Source organism: Roseinatronobacter alkalisoli, assembly GCF_028745735.1.
GTDB lineage: Bacteria > Pseudomonadota > Alphaproteobacteria > Rhodobacterales > Rhodobacteraceae > Roseinatronobacter > Roseinatronobacter alkalisoli.
The window spans coordinates 72,719-97,396 of sequence record NZ_JAQZSM010000014.1; the positions used below are offsets into that span (position 1 = coordinate 72,719).

The window sequence follows — 24,678 nt, forward strand, 5'->3', positions numbered from 1 at the left end:
CCTGTGCTCCTAGATCTGGCCCGGCGCAGCGGGGCGCGGGGCGGCGGGCATGTCCATTTTTGCAAGAATGTCACGACTGACCGGACATCCGGCATTGGGGTCAGGACCGAAAGTGACCATCGCTTCTTCCCAGACCGCATCGAGTGCTTCCAGGTCTTCGGGGTCATCGTCTTTCTCAGACAGAAGTGCTTCGGCCTCGGGGCTGGTTTTGACCTGCGCCAGCGACACGATAGCGGCCATGACCGGAGCATAGACGCTTTCGCGCCGTGCCAACCGTTCCGCCAACGCCAAGATGATATGGCCCGCATCGGCCAAAATGGCGCGCGCCTGATCGGGCGTGCGGGTGGACAGGAATTCCAGCAACACCGGCAGGTGATCGGGCAATTCCGGCCCGACCAGATCGAACCCGCCCGCGCGGTAGGTTTCCAGCAGGTCCACCATTGCACCACCCCGGTCACGGCTTTCGCCATGGATATGTTCAAACAGGTTCAGCGACAGCGTGCGCGCACGGTCGAATTGCAGGACATAGCGTTCCTGCAAGTCATAGATGTCGCCAGTTTCCAGCTCATTCAAAAGCGGTTCCAGCGTTGTCAGATCGCTGGTGCGCAGCAGACCCTCTTTCAGGAGGATCTGCCGGATTTCAGGAACAGCCGCTTGCAGGTCCGGCGTCGGATAGGTCAACAAGGCTGACAGGGCGTGATAGGTTTTCATGACTGGATAAACTCCTGCGGGCTGCGGAATTTCTTGCCGCCGCTGAACAGCGAATTGCCGCTGCTGCCGGTGGAACAGCCATTGCCATCGGTGAAGCCGCAGCCCCCCTTCAGATCATAGGCATCTTCCACCAGTTCGCGGTGCGTGGTCGGGATGACGAAACGATCCTCATAGTTGGCAATCGCCATCAACTGATACATCTCGTCGATCTGCTGGGGTGTCATGCCCACACGCTTGGCGACGCCCAGATTGACCACACCATCCACGGTTTTTGACCGCATGTAGGACCGCATTGCCAGCATCCGTTCCAGCGCATTTACGACAGGGGCTTCATCACCTGCGGTCAGCATATTGGCCAGATAGCGAACCGGAATGCGCAAGGATGCGACATCGGGCATGTCATCCTGCGCGCTGATCTTGCCCGCCTCTGCCGCGTTCTGGATCGGCGAAAGCGGCGGGATATACCAGACCATGGGAAGCGTGCGGTATTCGGGGTGCAGCGGAAACGCGATCTTCCATTCCATCGCCATTTTCCAGATGGGCGAGTTCTGCGCGCCCTTGATCCAGTCTTCGGGGATGCCCTCGGCGCGGGCGGCCTCGATCACGGCTGGATCATTGGGGTCAAGGAAAACACCAAGCTGCGCGTCATACAGGTCGTGCTCGTTCTCCACGCTGGCGGCCTGGCTGATCTTGTCAGCATCATACAGCATGACCCCCAGATAGCGTATGCGCCCGACGCAGGTTTCCGAACACACCGTCGGCTGGCCGGATTCCAGGCGCGGATAGCACAAGGTGCATTTCTCGGATTTGCCCGAAGACCAGTTGTAATAGATCTTCTTGTAGGGGCAGCCCGACACGCACATGCGCCAGCCACGGCATTTTTCCTGATCAATCAGGACCACACCGTCATCTTCGCGCTTGTAGATCGCACCAGACGGGCAGGACGCAACGCAAGCAGGGTTCAGGCAGTGTTCGCACAATCGCGGCAGATACATCATGAAGGTGTTTTCATATTCCCCATAGATGTCTTTCTGAATCCCCTCGAAGTTGTAATCCTGCGAGCGCTTGGCGAATTCCCCGCCAAGAATTTCTTCCCAGTTCGGCCCCCACTCGATCTTCTCCATCCGCTCACCGGTAAGCTTGGAGCGGGGGCGCGCGGTCGGAAACGCCTGCATTTCAGGCGCTGATTTCAAGTGGTCATAGTCGAAATCGAACGGTTCATAGAAATCGTCGATTTCCGGCAGGTCGGGATTAGCGAAAATATTTGCCAGAATCCGCCATTTGCCGCCCTGCTTGGGCTGCAAGGTGCCCGACGCGCTGCGCGTCCAGCCGCCATTCCAGCGTTTCTGGTTTTCCCAATCCTTCGGGTAGCCGATGCCGGGCTTGGTTTCGACATTGTTGAACCACGCATATTCAACGCCCTCGCGCGAGGTCCAGACGTTCTTGCAGGTGACAGAGCAGGTGTGACACCCGATACATTTATCGAGGTTCAGCACCATACCGATCTGGGCACGTACTTTCATTCTGCGGCCTCCACTTTTACGGGTTGGTCCAGCCAATCCACGTTTTCCATTTTCCGCACGATGACCATCTCGTCGCGGTTCGCCCCCACAGTTCCGTAGTAGTTGAACCCGTAGGACAGTTGCGCATACCCGCCGATCATATGCGTGGGCTTGGGCACTGTGCGCGTGACCGAGTTGTGAATACCGCCGCGCTGGCCGGTGATCTGGCTGCCCGGAGTATTCACGATTTTTTCCTGCGCGTGATACATGAACAGCGTGCCGTCCTTCATGCGTTGGCTGACCACGGCACGCGCCGCGATGACACCATTGGAATTGAACACCTCTACCCAGTCATTATCGACGATGCCCGCTTTTGCGGCGTCCACTTCCGACAGCCAGACGACCGGACCGCCCCTGTTGAGCGTCAGCATCATCAGGTTGTCGGAATAGGTGGAGTGAATGCCCCACTTCTGGTGCGGGGTGATAAAGTTCAGCACCACATGCTTTTCTGCGGATTTCAGCGATTTGGTCGCGTCATGCGTGATGGTTTTCAGGTCCACCGGCGGGCGCCATGTGACGAAAAACTCGCCGAAGACACGCATCCATTCATGGTCCTGATAAAGCTGCTGGCGGCCCGTGACAGTGCGCCACGGGATCAGTTCATGCACATTGGTCCAGCCCGCGTTATAGCAGACCTCCTCTGACTCAATGCCCGACCAGGTAGGCGAGGAAATGATCTTGCGCGGCTGCGCGGCAATATCGCGGAAACGGATCTTCTCATCCCGCTTCACCTCCGCCAGATGGGCGTGTTCCTGCCCTGTGGCCTTTTCCAGGGCATGCCACGCCTTGACCGCCACTTCGCCATTGGTTTCGGGGGCCAGCATCAGCACCACCTCGCAGGCATCGATGGCGGATTCGATCCTTGCCATGCCCTTGGTCGGCCCATCCGTATGGGTGCCATTCAGCGCCTTCAGGTGGTGGACCTCGGTTTTCGTATCCCAGGCAATGCCCTTGCCGCCGTTGCCGAGCTTTTCCATCAACGGACCAAGTGCTGTGAAACGGGCATGCAGGTTCGGATAATCGCGTTCCACCGCGATATAGGCAGGCGCCGTTTTACCGGGGATCAGGTCACATTCGCCGCGCTTCCAGTCACGCACAAAGGGCTGCGCCAACTCGCCGGGGCTGTCATGCTGCAAGGGCAGCTGCACCACATCGGTTTCCACGCCCAGAATTTCCGGCGCGACATCTGAGAATTTCTTGGCAATCGCCTTGAAGATTTCCCAGTCGGTCTTGCTCTCATAGGCCGGGTCCACCGCCGCCTGCAGCGGGTGAATGAACGGGTGCATGTCGGATGTGTTCAGATCATCCTTTTCATACCAGCTTGCCGTCGGCATGACGATATCGGCATAAACCGCCGTTGTGGACATGCGGAAGTCGATGGTTACCAGCAGGTCAAGTTTGCCTTCCGGCGCTTCATCATGCCATTTCGCCTCGACCGGTTTTTGCCGCCCTTCCTGCCCCAGATCCTTGCCTTGCACCCCGTGGCTGGTGCCCAGCAGGTGTTTCAGGAAATATTCATGCCCCTTGCCCGATGATCCCAACAAGTTGGACCGCCACACAAACAGGTTGCGCGGCCAGTTTTCAGGGGCGTCCGGGTCTTCGCAGGACATTTCCAGCGTGCCGACCTTCAACTGTTCTGCAACATAGGCGGGAATATCCTTGCCCGCAGCTTTTGCCGCAGCACCCACCTTCAGCGGGTTGGTTTTCAATTGCGGGGCAGATGGCAGCCAGCCCATGCGTTCTGACCGGATATTGTAGTCAATCAGGCTCAGGCTTTCCCAATCGCCTGCAGGCGCTGTGGGCGACAGGATGTCTTTGGCGGTCACTGTCTCATAGCGCCACTGATCGGTGTGGGCGTACCAGGCGCTGGTCGAGTTCATGTGCCGGGGTGGGCGCGCCCAGTCCAGCGCAAAGGCAAGCGCTGTCCAGCCGGTTTGCGGGCGCAGCTTTTCCTGGCCCACATAATGCGCCCAGCCACCGCCCGACTGGCCCACGCATCCGCACATCACCAACATGTTGATGACCGCGCGGTAGTTCATGTCCATGTGATACCAGTGGTTCATCGCAGCGCCGATGATGACCATGGATTTCCCATTGGTTTTCTCGGCATTGTCTGCGAATTCACGCGCCACGTGGATGATCTTGTCGCGCGATACACCGGTGATGCGTTCGGCCCATGCTGGCGTGAAAGGCACATCGGCGTTGTAATCATCGGTCACATGATCACCGCCCAGACCCCGGTCGAGCGAGTAATTGGCGCAGAACAGGTCGAACACGGTCGTGACCAGAACTTCCGCGCCATCGGCAAGGACAATCTTCCTGACCGGGACATTGCGGGTGAGGATGTCGCCGCGCGCGTCATTTTCCCACTGGGTGGTGGCCATACCGCCGAAATAGGGAAAATCAACGCCCACAACATCGTCGCGGTCTTCTTCAAGGATCAGTGACAGCTTGGGCCTGATCTCGGTGCCCTTTGCCTTCTCCTCCAAGTTCCACATGCCGTGTTCGCCCCAGCGAAACCCGATCGATCCATTGGGCGCGACCATCTGGCCGGAGTTTTCGTCAATGCAGATGGTTTTCCATTCGGGGTTATTCGCTTCACCCAGGTTGTCTATCAGATCGCTTGCGCGCAACTGGCGGCCCGGCAGATAGCTGTCGCCCTTCTTGTCCAGCTGAACCAACATCGGCATATCACTGTATTTGCGGCAGTAATCTTCAAAATACGGAACCTGCCGGTCCAGATGGAATTCGCGCAGAATGACATGACCAAAGGCCATGCCAAGCGCGGCATCGGTGCCTTGCTTCGCGTTAAGCCAGACATCGCCGAATTTCGCGGCTTCCGAATAGTCAGGGCAGATCACGGCGGATTTCGTGCCACGATAGCGCGCCTCGGTATAGAAATGGGCGTCCGGCGTGCGTGTCTGGGGCACGTTCGACCCCCAAAGCAGCAGGTAGCCCGCGTTATACCAGTCAGCGGATTCCGGTACATCGGTCTGTTCACCCCATGTCATGGGGCTGGCAGGCGGCAGGTCGCAATACCAGTCATAAAAGCTCATGCAAGTGCCGCCCAGAAGCGACAGGTAGCGCGAGCCTGCAGCGTAGCTGACCATCGACATGGCGGGAATGGGCGAAAACCCGAACACCCGGTCCGGCCCGTATTCCTTGGCGGTGTAGGCGTTGGCGGCGGCCGTGATCTCGGTCACTTCGTCCCATGTGGCGCGTACAAACCCGCCGGTGCCGCGCTTGCGGGTGTAGCTGGCACGTGCAGCGGGGTCAGCCTGGATGGCCGCCCACGCCTGAATAGGGGTCATATTCTGGCGTTTCTCGCGCCACAGCCGCATCAGCGCGCCGCGCACAAGGGGCGTCTTCACCCGATTGGCGGAATACAGATACCAGCTATAGGACGCCCCGCGCGCGCAGCCACGCGGTTCATGATTGGGCAGGTCCGGGCGCGTGCGCGGATAATCGGTCTGCTGGGTTTCCCATGTCACAATGCCGGATTTGACATAAATCTTCCATGAACATGACCCGGTGCAGTTCACCCCATGGGTGGAACGCACAATCTTGTCGTGCCGCCAGCGATCACGATAGACATCTTCCCAGTCACGGTTTTCGGTTGTGGTTTGGCCGTGCCCGTCTGAAAATGTGTCCTTGCGGTTCGGTTTCAGAAAGTTCAGCCGGTCAAGAAGATGGCTCATAGCTGTCTCCGTTCAGATGTTGGGGGAGCGGGCGCAACACTGCGCCCGCGCATGTGTCAGCAGGGCGTCGCAGCGCCCTTGCGGGTGTAGAAGAACCAGGTCACCAGCACGCACAGGACATAGAAGCCCGCAAACGCCCAGAGCGCGCCTGCCGGGCCGCCGGTCATCGCAATCGACGTGCCATAGGACTTGGGAATGAAGAACGCACCGTAAGCCGCCATCGCAGACGTGAATGCAATGATGGCACCTGCTTCACGCTCTGCGGTTTTCAGGATTGCGGCCTTGTCCAAATGTGGCATCAGCAGCGGGATTTCCTTGCGCATGATCACCGGGATCATCTGAAATGTTGACGCATTGCCAACGCCGGTCAGGAAAAACAGCGCCATGAAGCAGGCAAAGAAGCCCCAGAAGTTCCCCTCGGTGCCTGCAAGCGGCAGGAACCAGATCACGCCCATAACTGTGAAGATCATCGCGATGAACACCCACAGCGTCACCCGGCCACCGCCGAACCTGTCGGAAATCCAGCCCGTGAACACACGCGACAGCGCGCCGACAAGCGGCCCGAGAAAGGCGAATTGCAGCGCGTCGACAGCAGGAAACTGCGTGCGCATCAGCAATGGAAAGCCTGCGGAATAGCCGATGAAGCTACCGAATGTCCCGATATAAAGCAGGGACATGATCCAGTTATGCTTGCGCTTCAGGATCGACAGCTGATCGGACAGATTGGCGCGGGCATCCGCCAGATCATTCATCCCGAACCATGCGGCCAGTGTGAAGATCACCAGAAACGGCACCCAGATAAAGCCCGCATTCTGCAACCACAGCTCGCCGCCGCCGGAAATGCTTTGTGACTGGCCGCCCATGGCACCGAACACGCCCATGGTGATGACAACAGGCACAACAAACTGCACCACCGACACACCCAGATTACCCAGTCCCGCGTTGATGGCCAGCGCGTTGCCTTTTTGCGCCTTAGGGAAGAAATAGTTGATATTCGACATGGAGGACGCAAAATTGCCCCCCCCGAACCCGCATAGAAGCGCCAGGATCACGAAGATCGCATAAGGCGTTTCCGGGTTCTGCACGGCAAAACCGATCCCCAGCGCAGGCAGCAGCAGTGATGCGGTGGAAATTGCCGTCCAGCGCCGCCCGCCGAAAATCGGAATGACGAAGCTGTAGAAAATGCGCAGCGTCGCCCCCGACAGCCCCGGCAAGGCCGCCAGCAAAAACAACTGGTCCGTGCCGAAGGCAAAGCCGATGGCGGGCAGGCGTGCGACGACAACCGACCAGACCATCCAGACGGCAAAAGCCAGCAGCAGGCAGGGGACAGAGATTATCAGATTGCGATTGGCGATGCGTTTGCCAGAGTCGTTCCAGAACGCGGGATCTTCTGGCCGCCAGTCGGTCAGAACCGGCCCTTTGGAATTCTGTGTGGCGGTTGTCATGGACATGTGCCTTTTCCTATTGGGGATGGGTGAGTGGGGCAGACCCGGTCAGGCGGGTCCGCAGGAATTCATTCAGCGGGTTGGGGTCTGGTCCGCAACCGGTCGAGGGCCGCGCGCAGATCAGCGATAGTGGCAAAGCGCGCGTTCACCTGCACGACCCCGCCCCCGCGTTCGGTCAGTTCGATCTTTTCCGACCCGCCCAGAAGAACGGCCAGATCGGCCTCAACCTGTTTCTTCACAGTGGCTTCGGCAGCAATCTCGCGGTCAACGGAAGAAATGATGTATTCATCACCAAACCCGCCTTCCGGCTCCACCAGCCAGAAATAACAGACCAGCCAGCTGATCAATGCGCCCGCCGCGATGATGAAAAAGAACTGCTGCGGCGTGACGAACATGAAGACGAACAGATAGAAGACCGCGCCGACATTGCCGTAAGCACCCGCCATGCCCGAAATCTGGCCCGTCACGCGGCGCTTGATCGACGGAATGATTCCGAAGGTTGCGCCCTCTGCGCCCTGTACAAAGAAGCTGCACATGATGGTGATCGCAATCGCGATGATCAGCGGCCAGTTGGAGTTCAGCAAACCCATCAGCACGAAACCTATGGCAATGCCGAACATATAGGCCAGCATCACGAAGCGGCGGTTACCGAACCGGTCGGATACCAGCCCGCCCATGGGCCGCGCGAACAGGTTGACGAAAGCAAAACTTGCCGCGATCAGGCCAGCAGCGGCGGCAGTCAGCCCCCAGGTTTCCTCAAAGAACATCGGCAGCATGGACACCACTGCCAGTTCCGCGCCGAAATTGGCGAAATAGGTGGCATTCAGGGCCGCAACCGAACTGAAAGGGTATTTGTCATCTGCCGGTACGCCACGTTTCAGGATCGGCACATTGACCCTGATTGCCTGCCAGACCTGCCATGTCACAATCACCGCAATCGCCGCGTAGATGAACACCGCAGTCATCGGGTCGATATAGCCCATCATCTGTACGCGGTAGACAAGGATCGACAGTATCCCCACCATGGGCACAGTGAAGATGCACAGCAGGATCAGATCGCGCCAGCTTGACACTTCCAGCGCGGACGCCTTGCGCGGTTTCTTGTGGGTGTCGGCACTCGGACCGTCGGTGATGGCAAACCAGTAGAACACACCATATGCAGCCATCACCACGCCGGATGTGGCAATCGCGTGGCGCCAGCCATCATCACCGCCATACATGGTCAGCGCAATCGTGGGCAGCGTGATCGCGGCTGCCGCAGACCCGAAATTACCCCAGCCAGCATAGAACCCTTCGGCAAAGCCGATATCACGCGGCTTGAACCACAGCGCGGTCATATGGATGCCTACCACGAAGCTGGCCCCGATTGACGACAGCACCAGACGCGACATGAACAGCACTTCGCGCGTGTCACCAAAGGCAAAGACGAATGTGGGGACAGCCATCAGCACCATCAGCACCGAAAACACCCGGCGCGGACCAAACCGGTCCAGCGCCATGCCGACAATAATTCGTGCGGGAATGGTCAGGGCCACATTGGCAATGGCAAAAAGGCGGATATCATCGCGCGTCAGCCAATCGACCGAACGCAGCATGGATGACGCCAGCGGCGCCATGTTGAACCAGACATAGAAGCTGATGAAAAAGGCAATCCATGTCAGATGAAGCGCCTTGATTTCAGCATTCCTGAAGCGAAAAATGTCGCTGACTTGCATGTCAGACCTCGAAAGTTTGAAATGGGTTCGCGCGCTTTAGTGTCATGATTGTCATGTCATCCGGCATGCGTCGGGATGATCAGCAGCGGACAGGGGGCACGCCGCGCCAGAAACGCGCTGGTGGACCCGAAAGTCATGTGATCGAATTCCTCAACCAGCGCATCAATCCGCTTGGTGATGAAATTCAGCGGGCCGGGGTCGGGTTTGTAGCTGTGGCGGGCCATGACCAGAAGGTCAGGCTTGCGGTCCTCCACAGCGCGCAGGATCATCTTGCGCGCATCCCCTTCCGCAATCAGAACAGATGCGCTGAAACCTGCCGCCGCAAGCCCTGCAGCAGCCGCCTCAGTGCCCGCTTTCTGTTCGGCGTATTGTGCGGAGAACAGCTCATCCGCACCGGAAGTGGAACTGCCAACATCTTCGACGACCGAGATCAGCGTGATCCTGGGTTTTAGTGCTGACAGCAGTTCGCGCACGGCATCCAGCGCGATCCGGGCATTGCGGGAATTGTCATAGGCCAGCATCACATGCATCGGCGTCTCCTTGCCACTCGGATGCGGTCAGGCACCCGTTCGCAAGCAGACAGTCATAGCCAAGCCGCAGAAAACTTGATCGAGATCAAAATGAAACGATGTAAATCCGGCATTCGTATCGGATTTGGAATCTGTTGTTTCCGGTAAAATATTATACACTGTCAGCATCCGAAAAACGCCCCGGTAGCGCTTGATCTTGCTGTCCTTGTGACTTGATGATAGTCAAGCGAAAGACCCCAGAAATAATCAGGCAGCATCATGCGACCCGAAGAATTGCCAGAGATTCGCCATCTGCATCTGTTCCGCGACATGACGCAGGCTAATTTCGAATCCCTGATGGCCAGTTCCTATGCCCAGAATTTCCCGCAGGGGCTGGAAATGATCCGGCAGGGTGATCCGGCCGATTTCCTGCATATCGTGCTGGAAGGGTCGGTTGAATTATTCTCGCAATGGTCAGGGCGCGAATGCACCATGGCCGTGGTCCGCCCGGTTTCCACCTTCATTCTGGCGGCCTGCATCCGCGATGCACCCTATCTGATGTCGGCGCGCACGCTGGAACGCACACGGATTATTCTGGTGCCCGCATCCGATATCCGCGCCATGTTCCGGCGCGACACCGAATTCGCAGTGTCCGTGATCAACGAACTTGCTGCCTGCTACCGTTCCGTGGTGCGCAACGCGAAAACCCTGAAGCTGCGCAATTCGCGCGAACGTGTGGCGTCATACCTGTTGCGGCAATGGATGCTGGCCGGGGGCGGCGCGTCCTATATCCTGCCTATAGAGAAACGGCTTCTGGCGTCCTATCTTGGCATGACGCCGGAAAACCTGTCGCGCACCCTGCGTTTGCTGGAAGCGGATGGCGTCAAGATAAACGGCGCGCGGGTCATCATTACCGACCATGAGAAACTGACAGCCCTCGCAAAACCCGACAGGTTGATTGACGGACCGGATACGATTGCGAACGGAAATGGTTCCGGCTTGCCGGTCACATAGAACATGATGAGATCGGCCTGAAACCATCCGTCTGCGGGCGAGGATGGTCCACGCACAAGTCTGCCATCCCGCAGCCAGTGGATGACGCGGCCTTGTACGCGGCCGAAGGCCCCCGGCACGCCAGAACCGGCCACAAACAGAACATTCACGATAACTGCATCGGCTGTGATTTGCGCAATCCGCAATGCTGCCCAAAAACGCGCTGGCAGTCGTGATTGTTATGTTATAACATTTATTAATCATATCATAACGGAGGTGGGAATGCCCCGCATATCATCAGTCACGAAACGTCGTTGGGCGACAGCCGCCGCAACGGGCCTGCTGGCCAGTTCAGCCATCGCGCAGGAAGGTACCGTCTACCGCCTTTTCATCGGCGATCATGCCGACGGGATCATCCGCGCAGTGGACCTCGCAGATGGCACCGATGCCGGAACATTCGCAATCGACCAATCCCCCGCAATGACGCGCAGCACCAGCGGGCGCACCATCTTTGCCGTGCAGGGGGATGCTGGCAAGGTCGCGGTCATCGACACCGGAATCGCGTTCGAGGATCACGGCGACCATCAGGATATCAAGGTCACAGAGGCGCAATTACTGCCAATAGTGATCGAAGGCACCCGCCCGGCGCATGTCGTCGAAGGGTCCGGCAGAATCGCGGTCTTTGACGATGGCACCGGCGATGTGACGCTGTTTTCCGAAAGCGATGTCATGGGCGGCGGGTTTGACCCCGTAACCCTTGCACCCGGTGCAGCGCATCACGGGCTTGCCGCGCCGATGGGCGATTTCCTTGTCGTCTCGGTCCCGCATGAAGACGCTGATCAACCGCGCCTTGGGCTGCGGGTCGTCGACATGGAAGGTGCAGATGCCGGTGACATTGTGGAATGCCCCGGGGTGCATGGGCAGGCACAATCGGCGCGCATCTTGGCCTTCGGGTGCCGCGACGGAATTGTCGTTGCGACCCCCGGCAGCGGGTCCGCCCCGCCAACCCTTGAACATATTCCGACCGCTGATTTGGGTGACGGGAACGTGTCAACGCTTGCTGGCGGAACAGCGATGCAATTCTTCCTTGGTAATTTTGGCCCCGCCGCCGTGGTCATCATCGAGCCGGGCAGCGAATATCCGTTTCGCAGGATTGACCTGCCGACCCGTCGCGTGGACTTCGCACTCGATCCGGCGCTGGCGCAGAATGCCTATATCCTGACCGAGGACGGCCAGCTGCATCTGCTGGATATCCTGTCAGGCGAAATTACCCAGACCCTGCAGGTGACCGAACCCTATTCGATGGACGGGCACTGGCGCGACCCACGCCCACGTCTTGCAGTCGCGGGTGAGCACATCGCCATTACCGATCCGTTGCAGGGCCTGATCCGCCTGATCTCGACCCGGAACTTCGAAGAAGACCGGACAATCGAGGTTGAAGGCGTACCCTATACCATTGTTGCCGTCGGCGGTTCTGGCGCCACACACTGACGCCTGAACCAACCAGTGACGACCACGCGGGACGGGATCCTGCGCATTTGTCACGGCACTGACGATATCAGATCTGCATCAGGCAGGTTTAATCCCCTGGCGGCGCAGATCTGTCCGTCATGGCTTGCGCCCGCGCCCATGTGACCCTGTCAGCGGGACTGCGCTGCGATGTGGTATTCATCACCCCGCCCCGGCCAGAGTAAGCGGGCATTGCAGCGCTGGCCGGGTGTTCGCCCCATAGATGGGCGGGGGTATGCCTGTCCCTTGTTGGATAGGTTCGCTTTATGCACGCTCCACCCTCCGACAGTCAGAGGTTGAACTGACATCGGTATAATCGGCGCAGACAACGGTCGCGCTGCCAGTCCGCCGGATCAACCTTCCCGCCCACGCAAAACCGCCCTGTCGCCCTTGCAGCGCGTCATGGTGGCGGGCTGCAATCAACAGACCCGGAAGCGGAAAACCCACGCAGCCATGGAACACAATGACCTGCAAGCGCATTACTTGATTACCCAAGGAGATCGGACATATGCGCATTGCTCAAGTGGCACCGCTTTTTGAGACGGTTCCACCCGGGGCCTATGGTGGCACCGAACGCATCATCGCGACATTATGCAACTATCTTGTCGGATTGGGGCATGATGTGACGCTTTTTGCTGCCGCCGGGTCAGTGACCTCGGCCAGGCTGGTCGAAAGCCGGGCATGCGGGTTGCGCGACGACAGCGCCCCGCGGGTTTCGGCAACAGCGGCGCATCTGGCAATGCTTGACGATGTCTGCATGCAACAGGCCAAGTTTGACGTTATTCATTGCCATCTGTCACATTTTCTGCACTTCCCCCTTTTTGCGGATTTCGCAGCCAAGACGCTGACCACGCCCCATGGCAGGCTGGATTATGCCGACTTACCCACCGCACTTGGCCACTGGCCCGACATGCCGATGAACTCGATCTCGCTCAGCCAGCGTCGACCGTTGCTGCAGGCGAACTGGGTCGCCAATATCTATCACGGGATCCCGGTTGATCTTTATGCACCGGCGCCGCTGAACAAGACGGATAACGGACCGCAATATCTTGCTTTCATGGGCCGCTTCTCTCGCGATAAGCGGGCGGACCGGGCCATCGCGATTGCAGCAGCGGCGGGCCTTCCGTTGAAGTTAGCGGCAAAGATCGACGAAGAGGACCGCGCATGGTTCCGGCAGGAAATCGAGCCTCATTTCGACGGGAACAGGGTCGAGTATATCGGCGAGATATCGGAGTCGGAAAAGCCGCAGTTTCTTGGCAACGCCGCGGCACTGCTGTTTCCCATCGACTGGCCGGAGCCTTTCGGCCTTGTCGTCATCGAGGCGATGGCACACGGCACGCCGTCAATCGTCTGGCGCAATGGTGCGATGGCGGAAATCATCGACGAAGGGCTGTCAGGTTTCGTGGTGGACTCAATGGCGCAGGCGATTGCGACCGTGCCCCTGGCGCTGGCACTGGACCGCGCCAAGGTGCGGCAGTGCTTCGAGCGTCGTTTCGACGCGGCACGCATGGTCGATGAATACGTCGCAACCTATCAGGACCTGCTTCGCACCGACAGACCTGTCAGCGCGGTTCTATGAACCCAAGGCCGGAGGCCGCATATGGATACCCCTATCCCGACATTTGACGAACATATGGTCGACCCCCTGAGAGCAATGGCTGATCATGAGGATGCGCCCAATCTTGGTATCCGCCAATTGTCGCTGAAAGATGCGGATTGTTTTCTGCTGGCGGGCACAAACGGCGACATCGAGGGGTTTGCAGACGGCTTCTTTCATGACGACACACGGCTTCTGTCCTGTTTTGTGCTGCGCATCGGCGGGCGGCGCCCGGTGCTGCTTGGATCGGCGGTTTCCGGGGATCACGTGTATTTCGAGGTCAACCTGACCAATGCCAGCGTCATGCTTGACGCCAGCGCGCCCCTTGCACAGGGCAGCATCCATGTGAACCGCACGCGCTTTGTCAGGAGCGGGCGGATGTTCGAACGCATTGCGATCACGAATTACGGGCTTACCCCGCTGGAATTGCCACTGGATTTCCAGATCGCTGCGGATTTTCGCGATATATTCGAAGTGCGGGGCATGAACCGTGCTGCGCGCGGCCGCATGCTGCCGATCGAAACCGGACCCGACCATGTTGGTTTTGCGTATGAAGGACTGGACAGACAAACACGATCTCTGCATCTGAGCGTGTCGCAACCAATCACTGTCGCCGCAGAGGGGCGCGAAATCCGTCTGGTGGTGCAGGTGCCGCGCGGTGCGCGCCGGGTTCTGTATCTGGAGGCAGGCGCTGATCGCACGGAACCGGGCCGGTCGCGCCACAGGAAAAATCTGGCCGCCGCGCATCGGGCCATGAAAACCAAACGCCAGAGAGGGGCAACAATCCAGACCTCTGGCCCGCTGTTCAACGACTGGCTAAGCCGCACACGCGCCGATATAGCGCTTCTGTCGTCTGAGTTGGACACCGGCCCCTATCCATTTGCCGGAATTCCGTGGTTTTCCACTGCATTCGGCAGGGACGGTATCATCACAGCGCTTGCCACGCTTTGGTTTGACCCTGATCTTGCACGTGGTGTGCTGCGCTTTCTCGCCGGGACACAAGCCCACGGGTATGACGAGTTTTCTGACGCCGCGCCGGGCAAGATCCTGCATGAAATCAGGGGCGGCGAAATGGCGCAGCTGCGCGAAGTCCCCTTCGGCCGGTATTATGGGGGCGTCGATACAACACCCCTGTTTGTGCATCTGGCCGTCGAATACGCCCAGCGAACTGCCGATGACGCGTTTATCGACACGCTTTGGCCCGCACTCCGGGATGCGGTTTCATGGATCGAGACCACACGTGCGCAAGACGCACATGGTCTGGTTTCATATGCCCGTGCCCATAATACCGGCCTGCAAAATCAGGGATGGAAGGACAGCGCGGATGCAGTATTCCATGCAGATGGATCACTGGCGCAAGGCCCGATCAGTCTGGTGGAGGTTCAGGGCTATGCTTATCTGGCGCTTACCGGAATGGCAGAGATGGCCACCCGCAGAGGGGACGAAGACTACAGCGCGACGTTGCGCATAAGTGCCGATCGTCTGCGCCAGACTGTGGAGGACCGGTTCTGGATGCCGGAACAGGATTTCTACGCGATTGCGCTGGATGGTACCTCAAAGCAATGCGCTGTGCGAACGACGAACGCAGGGCATTTACTGTATTCCGGGTTGCCTTCCGCTGAACGCGGGCAGGCTGTGGCGGCGGCGTTTCTGAAGCCTGATTTTCTGTCGGGCTGGGGCCTGCGCACTGTGGCCATCGGCGAGGCCCGCTTCAACCCGCTTTCCTACCATAACGGCTCTGTCTGGCCGCATGATACAGCGATCTGCAGCGCGGGAATTGACAAGTACGCCCAACCCGAAGCCGCAGCGCGCGCGCTTGCCCGGCTGTTTGAAGCGTCATTTCATTTCGACAAGAGTGTGCCCGAACTGTTCTGCGGCTTTGCGCGGGTCGCAGGTGAGGGGCCGGTTGGATACCCGGTCGCCTGCATGCCGCAGGCATGGGCAGCGGCTTCGGCATTTTTGTTATTGAAAACGACGCTGGGCCTGCAAATTGATGCCTACGCGCGGGAAATCCGGGTCGTGGCCCCCAGTCTGCCCGCCGGAATCGACCATGTCAGTGTCACAAACCTTGATATCGGTGGTGCAAAGGTCTGTATCGAATTCCATCGAAGGGATGACCAGGTGGCCTGCGCTATCAACAGGCCCGGCTGCGCGTCCATTCCGACGCTCGTTCATCATCTGGAATGACCGGTTGGAACAACTCCCGCGTAGAAAGGGTTTAACGAACACAGACCTATTCTTTGAAGCCGGGCCGTAGTCGACCAGACGGCCCTTCCGTCAATCAGGTGCGCGCCCATGATCTAGCGCAGAACAATGCAGGTCCAGATGAGCACGCAGGATGACACTTCCGACCACGACCCTTTCCCGGCGGCAATGATCGACCGGATCAGGACATTCCTAAGGCCCGGATGGGCAGAAACCGCCGTGTCACAGACCAACACGGGCGTGAAAGAAGCGCCATCCCGGAAGTTCGACACACCAGCCCCCAAAATGATTACTCACGCCCGCAACCCCGATGACTGGGATGTGACGCGCTTGCGCACCCTTATCAGGAATGAACTGGCGGGCACGGATGTGATACTTGTGTCAAACCGCGAGCCCTATGTGCATACAACGCAAACAGATGGCATCCGGTGCGAGATACCGGCAGGCGGGCTTGTTTCTGCGCTGGAACCGATCGCGCGCGGCTGCGGTGGGACATGGATTGCCCATGGCAGCGGGTCGGCGGATCGCGAAACTGTGGATGCCCATGACAGGATTCAGGTTCCCCCCGGCAATCCGGGCTACACATTGCGCCGCGTCTGGATCACCCCGGAAGAGGAGAAAGGATATTATGTCGGCTTCGCCAATGAAAGCCTTTGGCCACTGTGTCACAATGCCTTTGTCCGCCCGGTTTTCCGCGCGGCGGACTGGTGCCACTACCGCGCGGTCAACGCCCGTTTCGCCGACGCGGTGAAGCAAGAGGCGCGCACTGACTCGCCCATCGTGATCGTGCAGGATTATCATTTCGCGCTTCTGCCGCGCATGATCCGCGAACGCCTGCCGAATGCTACCATTGTCAGTTTCTGGCACATCCCATGGCCAAACGCCGAGGTCTTTGGCATCTGCCCCCATGCTGCGGAAGTTCTGGACGGGATGCTGGGGTCGGATATCATCGGGTTTCAGGTTCCGCTGTTCCGGATAAACTTCATCGATTGTGTCGAACGCACATTGGAAAGCCGTATCAATCCCGAAGATTGTTCAGTGCGATATGGCAGCAAGCTGTCGCGCGTCCGGACCTACCCGATTTCCATCGCCTGGCCCCCCGATCCCACAGGGCAAGAGATGCCTGCCACACTTAGTGCCCGCAAGGCCATGGGCGCCAAGTCCGGGGCGAAACTGATCCTTGCGGTGGGGCGGCTTGACTACACAAAGGGCATCCCCGAATTCCTGTCAGCCTTCGAGGAATTGCTGGTCCTTCATCCGGAATGGCGCGGGAATATCCATCTGTTTTATGTCGCCGCCCCCAGTCGCGGAGAGGTTGCATCCTACCGCAGTCTGCACAAGCAGTGTCTGCGCCTCAGCGAAGCGATCAATGATCGCTTCGGCACCCCTGACTATACGCCGCTGCTGTTCATGGACCGGCATGTTGACCGCGATGATCTGCGCCACCTGTACCGCGAGGCCGATATATGTGTTGTTCCCAGCCTGCATGACGGCATGAATCTTGTGGCAAAGGAATTTGTCGCCGAACGTCGCGATGAACAGGGCGTATTGATCCTGTCCCGCTTCGCCGGAGCGACACAGGAAATGCCCGAAGCACTGGCAGTCAATCCTTTCGATATTTCGAAGCTTGCCGCCACGTTGAAATCTGCACTTGAAATGCCGCCGGATGAGCAGGCCGCGCGCATGCGACGCATGCGCGAAACGGTGCGCAGCAAGAATATTTACAGATGGGCCGGGCGCTTGCTGGAAGACGCTGTACATTTTCGTCGCCGCAATCAGCTTCTGAAACGGGGTGGGCCGGTGCAGGACCGGTTGCGCCGCGTCACCTTCAGGGCACAGCCAGAGCCAGCAATCCTAACCAGTGAGAGAAATGATGCAGAAACCCCCAGTACCTGAATTGACAGAAACGGCCCTGTTTCTGGACATCGACGGTACGCTGGTCGAACATGCCGCGCACCCTGATGCTGTCATTGTCCCGCCAGCGTTGCCGGGCATTCTGGGTGACCTTAACCGAAAGCTTGATGGTGCAGTGGCCTTTGTAACAGGGCGCAATCTGGCGATGGTGGAACGGCTGTTCGGTCAGACAGGCCTTGCGGCGGCTGGAACCTTCGGGATTGAGCGGATGCTGGGCGATGAACTGGAAAGCGGGCACGAAGCCGCCGCCGCAGTGACCCCGGTCTTCACGGAGTTGGAAAAGCGGTTTTCGCAAACCAAGGGTGTCTATTTCGAATATAAAGGCCCGGTTCTTGCCGTTCACACACGCGCCGCGCCCGAGGCCCTGCCGGCTGTCATAGCCGCTTGCCGGAACACCCTGACCCGCCTTCCCGCAGGTTATAGACTGCTTGAAGGGCATGCAGGCGCAGAGTTTCTGCCGGAAGGGGCAACAAAAAGCGCGGCCATCGCATGGTTCATGTCACGCCCGCCGTTCCGGGGCCGCATTCCGGTGTTTCTTGGCGACGACACTTCCGATGAAATCGGCTTTGAATGGACCAACCGGAACAGCGGCATTTCAGTTCGGATCGGACCTGAAATACAAACCCAGGCCCACCACACGCTGCGGACAGTGACTGACGTGCATGACTGGCTGACCCGGCTTGCGCGTTCCGGCTGAAAACACGCCCGGTGTCGACGGCTGACGCCGGGGCGGTTATGATGCGCAATGTATCTGAACCCCGGAGGCCGCTTTGTCCGACACCCGATGGCACAACAGGCTGACGCTGCGACATTTCAGGATGCTCGAAAGCCTCGAACGGCTTGGTCTGGTGGCGCGTGTGGCAGAGGCGTTGAATGTCTCGCAGCCCGCGATCTCCAAACAGATAACGGAACTGGAGCAGATCGTCGGCAGGCCGGTTGTCACGCGCGACAGGAACCGCCTCTATCTGACACCCGTCGGCGTGCAGCTGGCACGGCACGCCCGGCAAGTGCTGACCCAGATCGAACGCGCCGCACTGGACATTGACGCCATTGCGGCCGGGATTTCGGGTACAGTTTCGGTCGGCGTGGTGGGTTCAGTGGCGCCGACCCTTATGCCGCAGGCGGTCGTGCTCATGGGTAATATCGCGCCGAATGTGAACCTGTCGATCATTGAGGGGCATTTCAATTCGATGTTGCCGCTGCTGAACGACAACAGCATTGACTATCTGATCGCGCGGGCGTGGCAGCCGCAGGAGTATCCGGGCATTGCCCAACGCAAATTATATAACGAACGGTTAACGGTGGCCGCTGGCCCGGCCCATCCGCTGGCGCGCAGCCGGGTTCTGTCATGGACCGATGCGATGCGCTGGCCCTGGATATTCCCTCATGAGCGATCTATCGCCCGGCAGGCTATAGCCTCGATGCTTGCGCAGCATGGGCTGGCAATGCCTGAAAAATTCATCTCGTCCGTGTCGTTGATGCTAAACATGGAATTATTAAAGAAATCAAAGTCTCTTACGCTGTTTCCAGAGAGTTTTGCGCAGGCCCATGCACAGCGTGGTGATCTGGTTATCCTGCCGGTCGAAATGGGTGATCTGCTGTCAGAAGTGCGCTGCTACTGGCGCACCGACATGCAGGAAGCAAAGAGCACGGTTCTGTTTCTGCAATGCCTTTCGCAAAGCGCCGCGCAACTTGGAGATTAACCAATGGTTATGATCAACGGCGAAGATTTCATTTTTTTATGACGGCTTTTGCCCCTAGCCTCTTCTGATCAGGTTGGGGGAGAAACTTGGGATGAGGCCGTTTTCCACGCGTTCCGCAGGGGTTTTCAGTGGCTGAGAACGCGCTGGCACAGATGTCCGCCGCAGAAATGACGCGCGGTTTCGCCGCGCGCACTATCACGCCCGACGATGTGCTTGACGCCTGCCTTGCGCAGATTGCGCGCTGGAATCCGATGATCAATGCCGTAACCACTCTTGATACCGAGGGCGCGGTGCGACAGGCGCGGGCGTCGACCCGTCGCTGGGCGGATGGCGCCCCCATTGGCCGCCTTGACGGCGTTCCCGTGGGCATCAAGGACATGCAGGATGTTCAGGGTCTGCGCACCACCCATGGCAGCCTGTTGTTCCGTGATCATGTTGCGCCAAGCGATCAACTGATCGTCTCGCGCCTGCGCAACAGCGGCGCGGTGATCGTGGCGAAAACCAATGTGCCCGAACTCGGGGCCGGCGGAAACACCCGCAACCCGGTCTGGGGCGTCACCTGCAACCCGTTTGACACGCGCCTGATTGTCGGCGGTTCATCGGGCGGGTCGGCTGCGGCGCTGGCCACTGATATGCTGCCGCTTTGCACGGGATCAGATACCGGCGGCTCGCTCAGGCTTCCGGCGGCACTGTGCGGGGTGGTCGGCTATCGCCCCTCGGTGGATGTTGTCGCCCATCCCAACCGGTCGCTTGGCTGGTCGGGTATTTCGGTGCTTGGCCCCATGGCGCGCAACATGGATGACCTGCTGCTGATGCTGGGCTGCATTCAGGGCCATGATCCGGATGACCCGCTTTCTGCCCCCTCCTCCGCTGACCGCTTTGACGCCCTCGCCGCCAGACCACTGGCGCAACTGCGGGTTGGCATCAGCGAAGATTTCGGCGGGGTGGCCGTTGACCCCGCTATCCGCGCAGCCTTCCGCGACCGCGTTGCGCGTATCGTGCCGCATGTGGCATCTGTAACTGAAATTGACCTGTCGCTGGGCGATATGGACAGGGTGTTTGATATCTTGCGCGCCGAAAGCTTTGTCGCAGCCTTTGGCGATGCAGTCACGCACAAACCGGATGATTTTGCCGACCAGATCAGGGTCAATGTGGCAATGGGGCTGGAGATGAGCCTGCGCGAACGCGCCTGGGCACACGCCGAGCAGACGCGGATTTTGCGCCGTTTCAACAAGCTGATGCAGGATGTCGATATCATCCTTCTGCCCACCGCGCCGGTTTCGCCATTTCCATGGACTGAACCCTTTGCCGATATGATCGATGGCCAGAAGCAGGACGTTTACTATCGCTGGCTTGCCCTGACCTATCGCGGGTCACTTATGGGTGGCCCCGGCCTGACACTTCCGACTGGGCGCGATGCGAAGGGGATGCCGTTTGGCCTGCAGCTTCTTGGCCCGGTGCGCGGCGACAATGCATTGCTGGCGGCCGCAAGGTCACTAGAGGCGCTGCTGGAACAAGACACGCATACGGCACGGCCCAAGCCCGATTTCGCCACGCTCACACCCGCCCCGATTGACCCGCGCAGCATCATCGACCGCCGCGCGCGCCCCGGCCATCAACCCGCTGCCGCGCCTACGGCTGTCTGAGAAAGGGCGCCTGACATGTGGTTTATCCCCATCCTGTTCATCATCTTCCTGATCAGCGGCACGGCTTTTGCCTATCTGATGGGTGCTGTTTCCGTGGCGACATTCATCGCCATGGACCGGTCACAGTTTCTGTCGATCATGCCGCAGCGGATCTTCTCGCAACTGGATGTATTCGCCTTCATGGCGATGCCGCTTTTCATCCTGACCGCCGAAATCATGACCCGCGCGGGGGTGATGCGCTCGCTGATTGATTTCGCGCTGTCCATCGTCGGGCGGTACAAGGGTGGGCTGGGGCATGTAAACATTCTGACCAGCGTATTCTTTGCCGGTGTGTCCGGTTCGGCAGTGGCCGACAGTGCCTCGCTTTCACGTTCATTCGTGCCAGAGATGGTCAGCCGGGGATATGACAAATACTATGCAGGCGCGGTCACCGCAGCGTCATCCATGATCGGGCCGATCATTCCGCCGTCGATCATCATGATCATCTATGGCGGGCTGACCAGCACATCCGTGGCGGCTTTGTTCGTTGCCGGTATCGTGCCCGGCCTGCTTTTGGCCGCCGCGCTTCTGGCGCTGAATGCCTTTCTGGCGCACCGGTACAACCATCCGGGCGGCAAAAGCGACGATCTGCCACCCTTCCTGCCCAGCCTGATCCGCGCGCTTCCCGCGCTGTGCCTGCCGCTGGTCATTCTGGGTACGCTGGTGCTGGGTCTTGCCACACCGACCGAAGGCTCGGCTATCGCTGTTCTTGTCGCGGTGCTGGCCGGGCTGGCCTATCGCGGGCTGAGCTGGTCAATCTTGCTGGAGGCCATCGAATCCACGGCGCGGCTGACCGGCACCATCTTCATCATACTCGCTGCAATCTCCATTCTGGGGTATCTGGCCGGCCAGATGGGCTGGTCCGGCGCGCTCGCCCGCTGGGTAGAGGCGATGGGGCTGACGGGCTTCAGCTTTCTGGTTTTCCTGATGATCGTCTTCCTGTTGGTCGGCATGATCATGGACACAACGGTGGCGATAACCCTGATGGTGCCCTTGTTTGCAACACAGGCCATCGCGCAGGGCGTCGATCCGGTGCATCTGGGCATTCTGATCTGTCTGAACCTCTGCATCGGTCTGATCACGCCCCCTTTGGGGAAATGTCTGGTCGTCGTGTCGGCGCTGACCTCGCTGAACTACTGGCGGCTTGCTTGGGTGACCATGCCGTTCATAGGCGTACAGATTGCCCTGCTTTTCGTGCTTGCACGCTTTCCGGAAATCACTCTGGCGCTGCCGCGCGCACTGGGCTTCGCCATCAACTGACGCAAATGGAGAAGGAGGAAACGCAATGAAAATCCCGACACTGGCTTTCAGCATGCTGATGGCCGCCACAATGGCGACAGCAGAAGTGAAAATCGCGCTCGACACTCCGCCGGATATGGCGACATCCGGATCGTACAATTGGGTCGCTGCATTTGACGAAGTGCTGACAGCCAATGGCATGACAGTCCGCCAGATGCCGCGCGGTTCAATCGGCAACGAGGATGAGATCTTTGACCAGATATCAACCGGCCTACTGGAGGTTTCCGTTTCGGATGTGCGCGCGGTCGCCCGGATCGACAACCCACTCTATGGGTTGCGGCTGCCCTACATCTTTGAAGACGCAGCACATATGGACCGCGTACTAGAGGCGGGGGATATCTTCGCGCAGGCGAACACCAATCTGGCACCGCATGATGTGGTGCTTCTGTCGATCGTTCCCATCGGCCCGGCTTCGGGGTTCATCACCACAAATGCCACGATCCGCGCGCCCGCTGACATGTCCAACCTGCGGATGCGGGCGCTGGATGATGCGCAGCTTGCCATGTATGCGGCCTGGGGGTCATCGGGAACAATCGTGTCCTGGGGAGAGATCATGACCGCGCTGCAGACCGGGGTTGTAGACGGGTATCTGAACTCGCCTTTCGTGCCGATATCCTTTGGTCAGACCGATGTGGTGCGCAACTTCTCGGACGCGGGGGTGATTATTCCCATTCGTGCGGCACTGGCATCCCGGTCATGGTATGAAAGCCTGTCCGACGATGAACGCGCCGTGCTGGACGAGGCCGTCACCGCAGCCGACCGGGCAAACCGCGCATGGCTTGAAGAGGCATCGAACACTGTGCTGAGCGAGCTTGAGGAGCTTGGCGTCAGCGTTCAGCGGTTGACAGCTGAAGAGCGCGCGCTCTTTCGTGAAGGGGCGCAATCGGTCTATGAATCTAGCGTGATGTCAACCGAGGACACCGAACGCTGGATGGCACTGGCCGAAGAAACGCGCTGAAATCCGGCTGCATGGCGGATTTTCGCCATGCGCCATCCATCGCAAACAAGGGCTGATCCCTCATGCGCCGTTCCATCATCTTTGCAAGCGATCTACTGCACACCATCATCCGGCGGGTTTCTGTCGCCGCGATCATCGTGATGTTCTGCACTGTGATGCTTCAGGTCATCGCGCGCTATATCTTTTCGTCGCCCCCGGTCTGGACCGAGGATGTCGCGCGCTACATGATGGTCTGGACCGGCCTTCTGGGGGCAACGCTGTCGTTCAAGTCCAAGACCGATGCAGTGCTGATGCAAAGCGTGTTTCCCCGTCGTCCGCATGTGCTGAGTTATCTGGCGGACGCTGTGCACACGCTAGCGGTTCTGGCATTCGTCGGCCCGGTGATCTGGTATTGCTTCTTCAACATCAACGGTGATTTCGGGCGCGGCTATCTTGGCCGCCAAAGCGGCCTAGTCGCCGATACGCTGGGCATTTCCATGCTCGCGATTGTGGCGGTGGTGCCGATTACCATGATCGTGATTGTGATTCATCTTTGCGCCCATTGGGCGCAGGATGGGTTGCAGCCGGCTGAAACCGAGCAAGGCGTGCCAACCTGAACCGGGGGTGGGAGGTGTTACAGTTCCGGCATCTGGCGCGGGGCGCGGTCCTGTCCGGTCATCTCATGGTCCAGCACGGAACAAAGGGTTGTGCGCCCCCTGCTGACCCGGCTTTTGATTGTGCCGACCGTGCATCCGCAGGCCACCGCAGCTTCCAGTTGCGAGAACCCATAGGCACCCATCAGAACGATCGGTTTGCGCTGTTTCTGTGGCAACTCCCCAATCGCGGAAATCAGTTCTTTCAGGGCAAGCACATGGTCCTGGCGCGGTTCCTCGCACATGGCAGCGGCGCGAAGGCCATCGACATCTTCGACCTCGCGCCGGTATTTCCGCAAATCCGAATAGAAAGTGTTGCGCAGGATCGTGAACAACCATGCGCGCAGATTTGTGCCCTGCTTGAAGCTGTCGCGCTTGGTCCAGGCCTTCAGCATCGTCACCTGAACCAGATCCTCGGCGCGGTGGTCATTTCCGGTCAGCCGAAATGCGAATTGCTTCAAGGCGCGCGTTTGTGGTGTCAGCAGAACGTGAAAGGGATGGCGCTCGGTCATTGAGAGTCCTCTCTGAGAATGTGTCTGGTAT

Annotated in this window: 18 protein-coding genes; 11 read left to right on the top strand and 7 right to left on the bottom strand. The window is 59.2% G+C overall.

Annotated elements, in window-relative coordinates:
- Nucleotides 1-9: 9 nt before the first annotated feature.
- From narJ to PUT78_RS14615, 6 genes are all read right to left on the bottom strand, one after another.
- Complete coding sequence (gene narJ / locus PUT78_RS14590; RefSeq protein WP_274353005.1) at nucleotides 10-711, bottom strand: nitrate reductase molybdenum cofactor assembly chaperone; 702 nt, start codon at nucleotides 709-711, stop codon at nucleotides 10-12.
- A complete protein-coding gene (gene narH, locus PUT78_RS14595; RefSeq protein ID WP_274353006.1) occupies nucleotides 708-2,234 on the bottom strand; it encodes a nitrate reductase subunit beta in 1,527 nt (508 codons plus the stop codon). Before narH ends, narJ begins: the two co-directional genes overlap by 4 nt.
- Nucleotides 2,231-5,971, bottom strand: a complete 3,741-nt coding sequence (locus PUT78_RS14600; RefSeq protein ID WP_274353007.1) for a nitrate reductase subunit alpha — start codon at nucleotides 5,969-5,971, stop codon at nucleotides 2,231-2,233. The genes narH and PUT78_RS14600 overlap by 4 nt, the downstream gene beginning before the upstream one ends.
- Nucleotides 5,972-6,027: 56 nt before the next feature.
- Entirely contained in the window at nucleotides 6,028-7,422 is a 1,395-nt protein-coding gene (locus tag PUT78_RS14605; protein ID WP_274353008.1) for a NarK family nitrate/nitrite MFS transporter, read from the bottom strand.
- 62 nt (nucleotides 7,423-7,484) lie between these two features.
- Nucleotides 7,485-9,131 (bottom strand): MFS transporter, encoded by a 1,647-nt coding sequence (locus PUT78_RS14610; RefSeq protein ID WP_274353009.1) that lies wholly within the window; start codon nucleotides 9,129-9,131, stop codon nucleotides 7,485-7,487.
- A 56-nt stretch (nucleotides 9,132-9,187) separates the two neighbouring features.
- Nucleotides 9,188-9,661 (bottom strand): universal stress protein, encoded by a 474-nt coding sequence (locus PUT78_RS14615; RefSeq protein WP_274353010.1) that lies wholly within the window; start codon nucleotides 9,659-9,661, stop codon nucleotides 9,188-9,190.
- Between the two features lie 258 nt (nucleotides 9,662-9,919).
- Between PUT78_RS14615 and PUT78_RS14620 the strand changes: the two genes are divergently transcribed.
- The 11 genes from PUT78_RS14620 to PUT78_RS14670 all read left to right on the top strand — a co-directional run bounded on the left by PUT78_RS14620 (nucleotide 9,920) and on the right by PUT78_RS14670 (nucleotide 24,099).
- On the top strand, nucleotides 9,920-10,654 hold the full coding sequence (locus PUT78_RS14620; protein ID WP_274353011.1) for a cyclic nucleotide-binding domain-containing protein: 735 nt from the start codon (nucleotides 9,920-9,922) through the stop codon (nucleotides 10,652-10,654).
- Between the two features lie 261 nt (nucleotides 10,655-10,915).
- On the top strand, nucleotides 10,916-12,124 hold the full coding sequence (locus tag PUT78_RS14625) for a hypothetical protein (protein ID WP_274353012.1): 1,209 nt from the start codon (nucleotides 10,916-10,918) through the stop codon (nucleotides 12,122-12,124).
- 526 nt (nucleotides 12,125-12,650) lie between these two features.
- Nucleotides 12,651-13,721: a glycosyltransferase family 4 protein gene (locus tag PUT78_RS14630; protein ID WP_274353013.1), complete on the top strand. Its 1,071-nt coding sequence runs from the start codon at nucleotides 12,651-12,653 to the stop codon at nucleotides 13,719-13,721.
- Nucleotides 13,722-13,742: 21 nt separating this feature from the next.
- Complete coding sequence (locus PUT78_RS14635; RefSeq protein WP_274353014.1) at nucleotides 13,743-15,926, top strand: amylo-alpha-1,6-glucosidase; 2,184 nt, start codon at nucleotides 13,743-13,745, stop codon at nucleotides 15,924-15,926.
- Between the two features lie 138 nt (nucleotides 15,927-16,064).
- Nucleotides 16,065-17,840, top strand: coding sequence for an alpha,alpha-trehalose-phosphate synthase (UDP-forming) (locus tag PUT78_RS14640; RefSeq protein ID WP_274353015.1), 1,776 nt, complete (start codon nucleotides 16,065-16,067; stop codon nucleotides 17,838-17,840).
- Nucleotides 17,815-18,555 carry a trehalose-phosphatase gene (otsB, locus tag PUT78_RS14645; RefSeq protein ID WP_274353016.1) on the top strand — a complete coding sequence of 247 codons (741 nt, stop codon included), beginning with the start codon at nucleotides 17,815-17,817 and terminating at the stop codon, nucleotides 18,553-18,555. Before PUT78_RS14640 ends, otsB begins: the two co-directional genes overlap by 26 nt.
- A 73-nt stretch (nucleotides 18,556-18,628) precedes the next feature.
- Entirely contained in the window at nucleotides 18,629-19,561 is a 933-nt protein-coding gene (locus tag PUT78_RS14650) for a LysR substrate-binding domain-containing protein (RefSeq protein WP_274353017.1), read from the top strand.
- Between the two features lie 128 nt (nucleotides 19,562-19,689).
- On the top strand, nucleotides 19,690-21,207 hold the full coding sequence (locus tag PUT78_RS14655; RefSeq protein ID WP_274353018.1) for an amidase: 1,518 nt from the start codon (nucleotides 19,690-19,692) through the stop codon (nucleotides 21,205-21,207).
- A gap of 15 nt (nucleotides 21,208-21,222) precedes the next feature.
- Nucleotides 21,223-22,506 (top strand): TRAP transporter large permease, encoded by a 1,284-nt coding sequence (locus PUT78_RS14660; protein ID WP_274353019.1) that lies wholly within the window; start codon nucleotides 21,223-21,225, stop codon nucleotides 22,504-22,506.
- Nucleotides 22,507-22,531: 25 nt separating this feature from the next.
- Nucleotides 22,532-23,503, top strand: coding sequence for a TRAP transporter substrate-binding protein (locus PUT78_RS14665; RefSeq protein ID WP_274353020.1), 972 nt, complete (start codon nucleotides 22,532-22,534; stop codon nucleotides 23,501-23,503).
- Nucleotides 23,504-23,565: 62 nt separating this feature from the next.
- Nucleotides 23,566-24,099 carry a TRAP transporter small permease gene (locus PUT78_RS14670; RefSeq protein ID WP_274353021.1) on the top strand — a complete coding sequence of 178 codons (534 nt, stop codon included), beginning with the start codon at nucleotides 23,566-23,568 and terminating at the stop codon, nucleotides 24,097-24,099.
- Nucleotides 24,100-24,116: 17 nt separating this feature from the next.
- Here PUT78_RS14670 and PUT78_RS14675 read toward each other — a convergent pair whose 3' ends face one another.
- The gene (locus tag PUT78_RS14675) at nucleotides 24,117-24,647 is read right to left on the bottom strand and encodes a sigma-70 family RNA polymerase sigma factor (protein ID WP_274353022.1); all 531 of its coding nucleotides are present in this window, start codon (nucleotides 24,645-24,647) and stop codon (nucleotides 24,117-24,119) included.
- Between the last annotated feature and the right edge of the window lie 31 nt (nucleotides 24,648-24,678).

Bases quoted from the DNA above. Each gene is read 5' to 3' on its own strand.
- PUT78_RS14610 (WP_274353009.1), bottom strand. From the start codon at position 9,131: ATGCAAGTCAGCGACATTTTTCGCTTCAGGAATGCTGAAATCAAGGCG.
- PUT78_RS14600 (WP_274353007.1), bottom strand. From the start codon at position 5,971: ATGAGCCATCTTCTTGACCGGCTGAACTTTCTGAAACCGAACCGCAAG.
- narJ (WP_274353005.1), bottom strand. From the start codon at position 711: ATGAAAACCTATCACGCCCTGTCAGCCTTGTTGACCTATCCGACGCCG.
- PUT78_RS14625 (WP_274353012.1), top strand. From the start codon at position 10,916: ATGCCCCGCATATCATCAGTCACGAAACGTCGTTGGGCGACAGCCGCC.
- PUT78_RS14665 (WP_274353020.1), top strand. From the start codon at position 22,532: ATGAAAATCCCGACACTGGCTTTCAGCATGCTGATGGCCGCCACAATG.
- PUT78_RS14630 (WP_274353013.1), top strand. From the start codon at position 12,651: ATGCGCATTGCTCAAGTGGCACCGCTTTTTGAGACGGTTCCACCCGGG.
- PUT78_RS14670 (WP_274353021.1), top strand. From the start codon at position 23,566: ATGCGCCGTTCCATCATCTTTGCAAGCGATCTACTGCACACCATCATC.
- PUT78_RS14635 (WP_274353014.1), top strand. From the start codon at position 13,743: ATGGATACCCCTATCCCGACATTTGACGAACATATGGTCGACCCCCTG.
- PUT78_RS14615 (WP_274353010.1), bottom strand. From the start codon at position 9,661: ATGCATGTGATGCTGGCCTATGACAATTCCCGCAATGCCCGGATCGCG.
- PUT78_RS14660 (WP_274353019.1), top strand. From the start codon at position 21,223: ATGTGGTTTATCCCCATCCTGTTCATCATCTTCCTGATCAGCGGCACG.
- PUT78_RS14640 (WP_274353015.1), top strand. From the start codon at position 16,065: ATGAGCACGCAGGATGACACTTCCGACCACGACCCTTTCCCGGCGGCA.
- narH (WP_274353006.1), bottom strand. From the start codon at position 2,234: ATGAAAGTACGTGCCCAGATCGGTATGGTGCTGAACCTCGATAAATGT.
- PUT78_RS14675 (WP_274353022.1), bottom strand. From the start codon at position 24,647: ATGACCGAGCGCCATCCCTTTCACGTTCTGCTGACACCACAAACGCGC.
- PUT78_RS14605 (WP_274353008.1), bottom strand. From the start codon at position 7,422: ATGTCCATGACAACCGCCACACAGAATTCCAAAGGGCCGGTTCTGACC.
- otsB (WP_274353016.1), top strand. From the start codon at position 17,815: ATGATGCAGAAACCCCCAGTACCTGAATTGACAGAAACGGCCCTGTTT.
- PUT78_RS14620 (WP_274353011.1), top strand. From the start codon at position 9,920: ATGCGACCCGAAGAATTGCCAGAGATTCGCCATCTGCATCTGTTCCGC.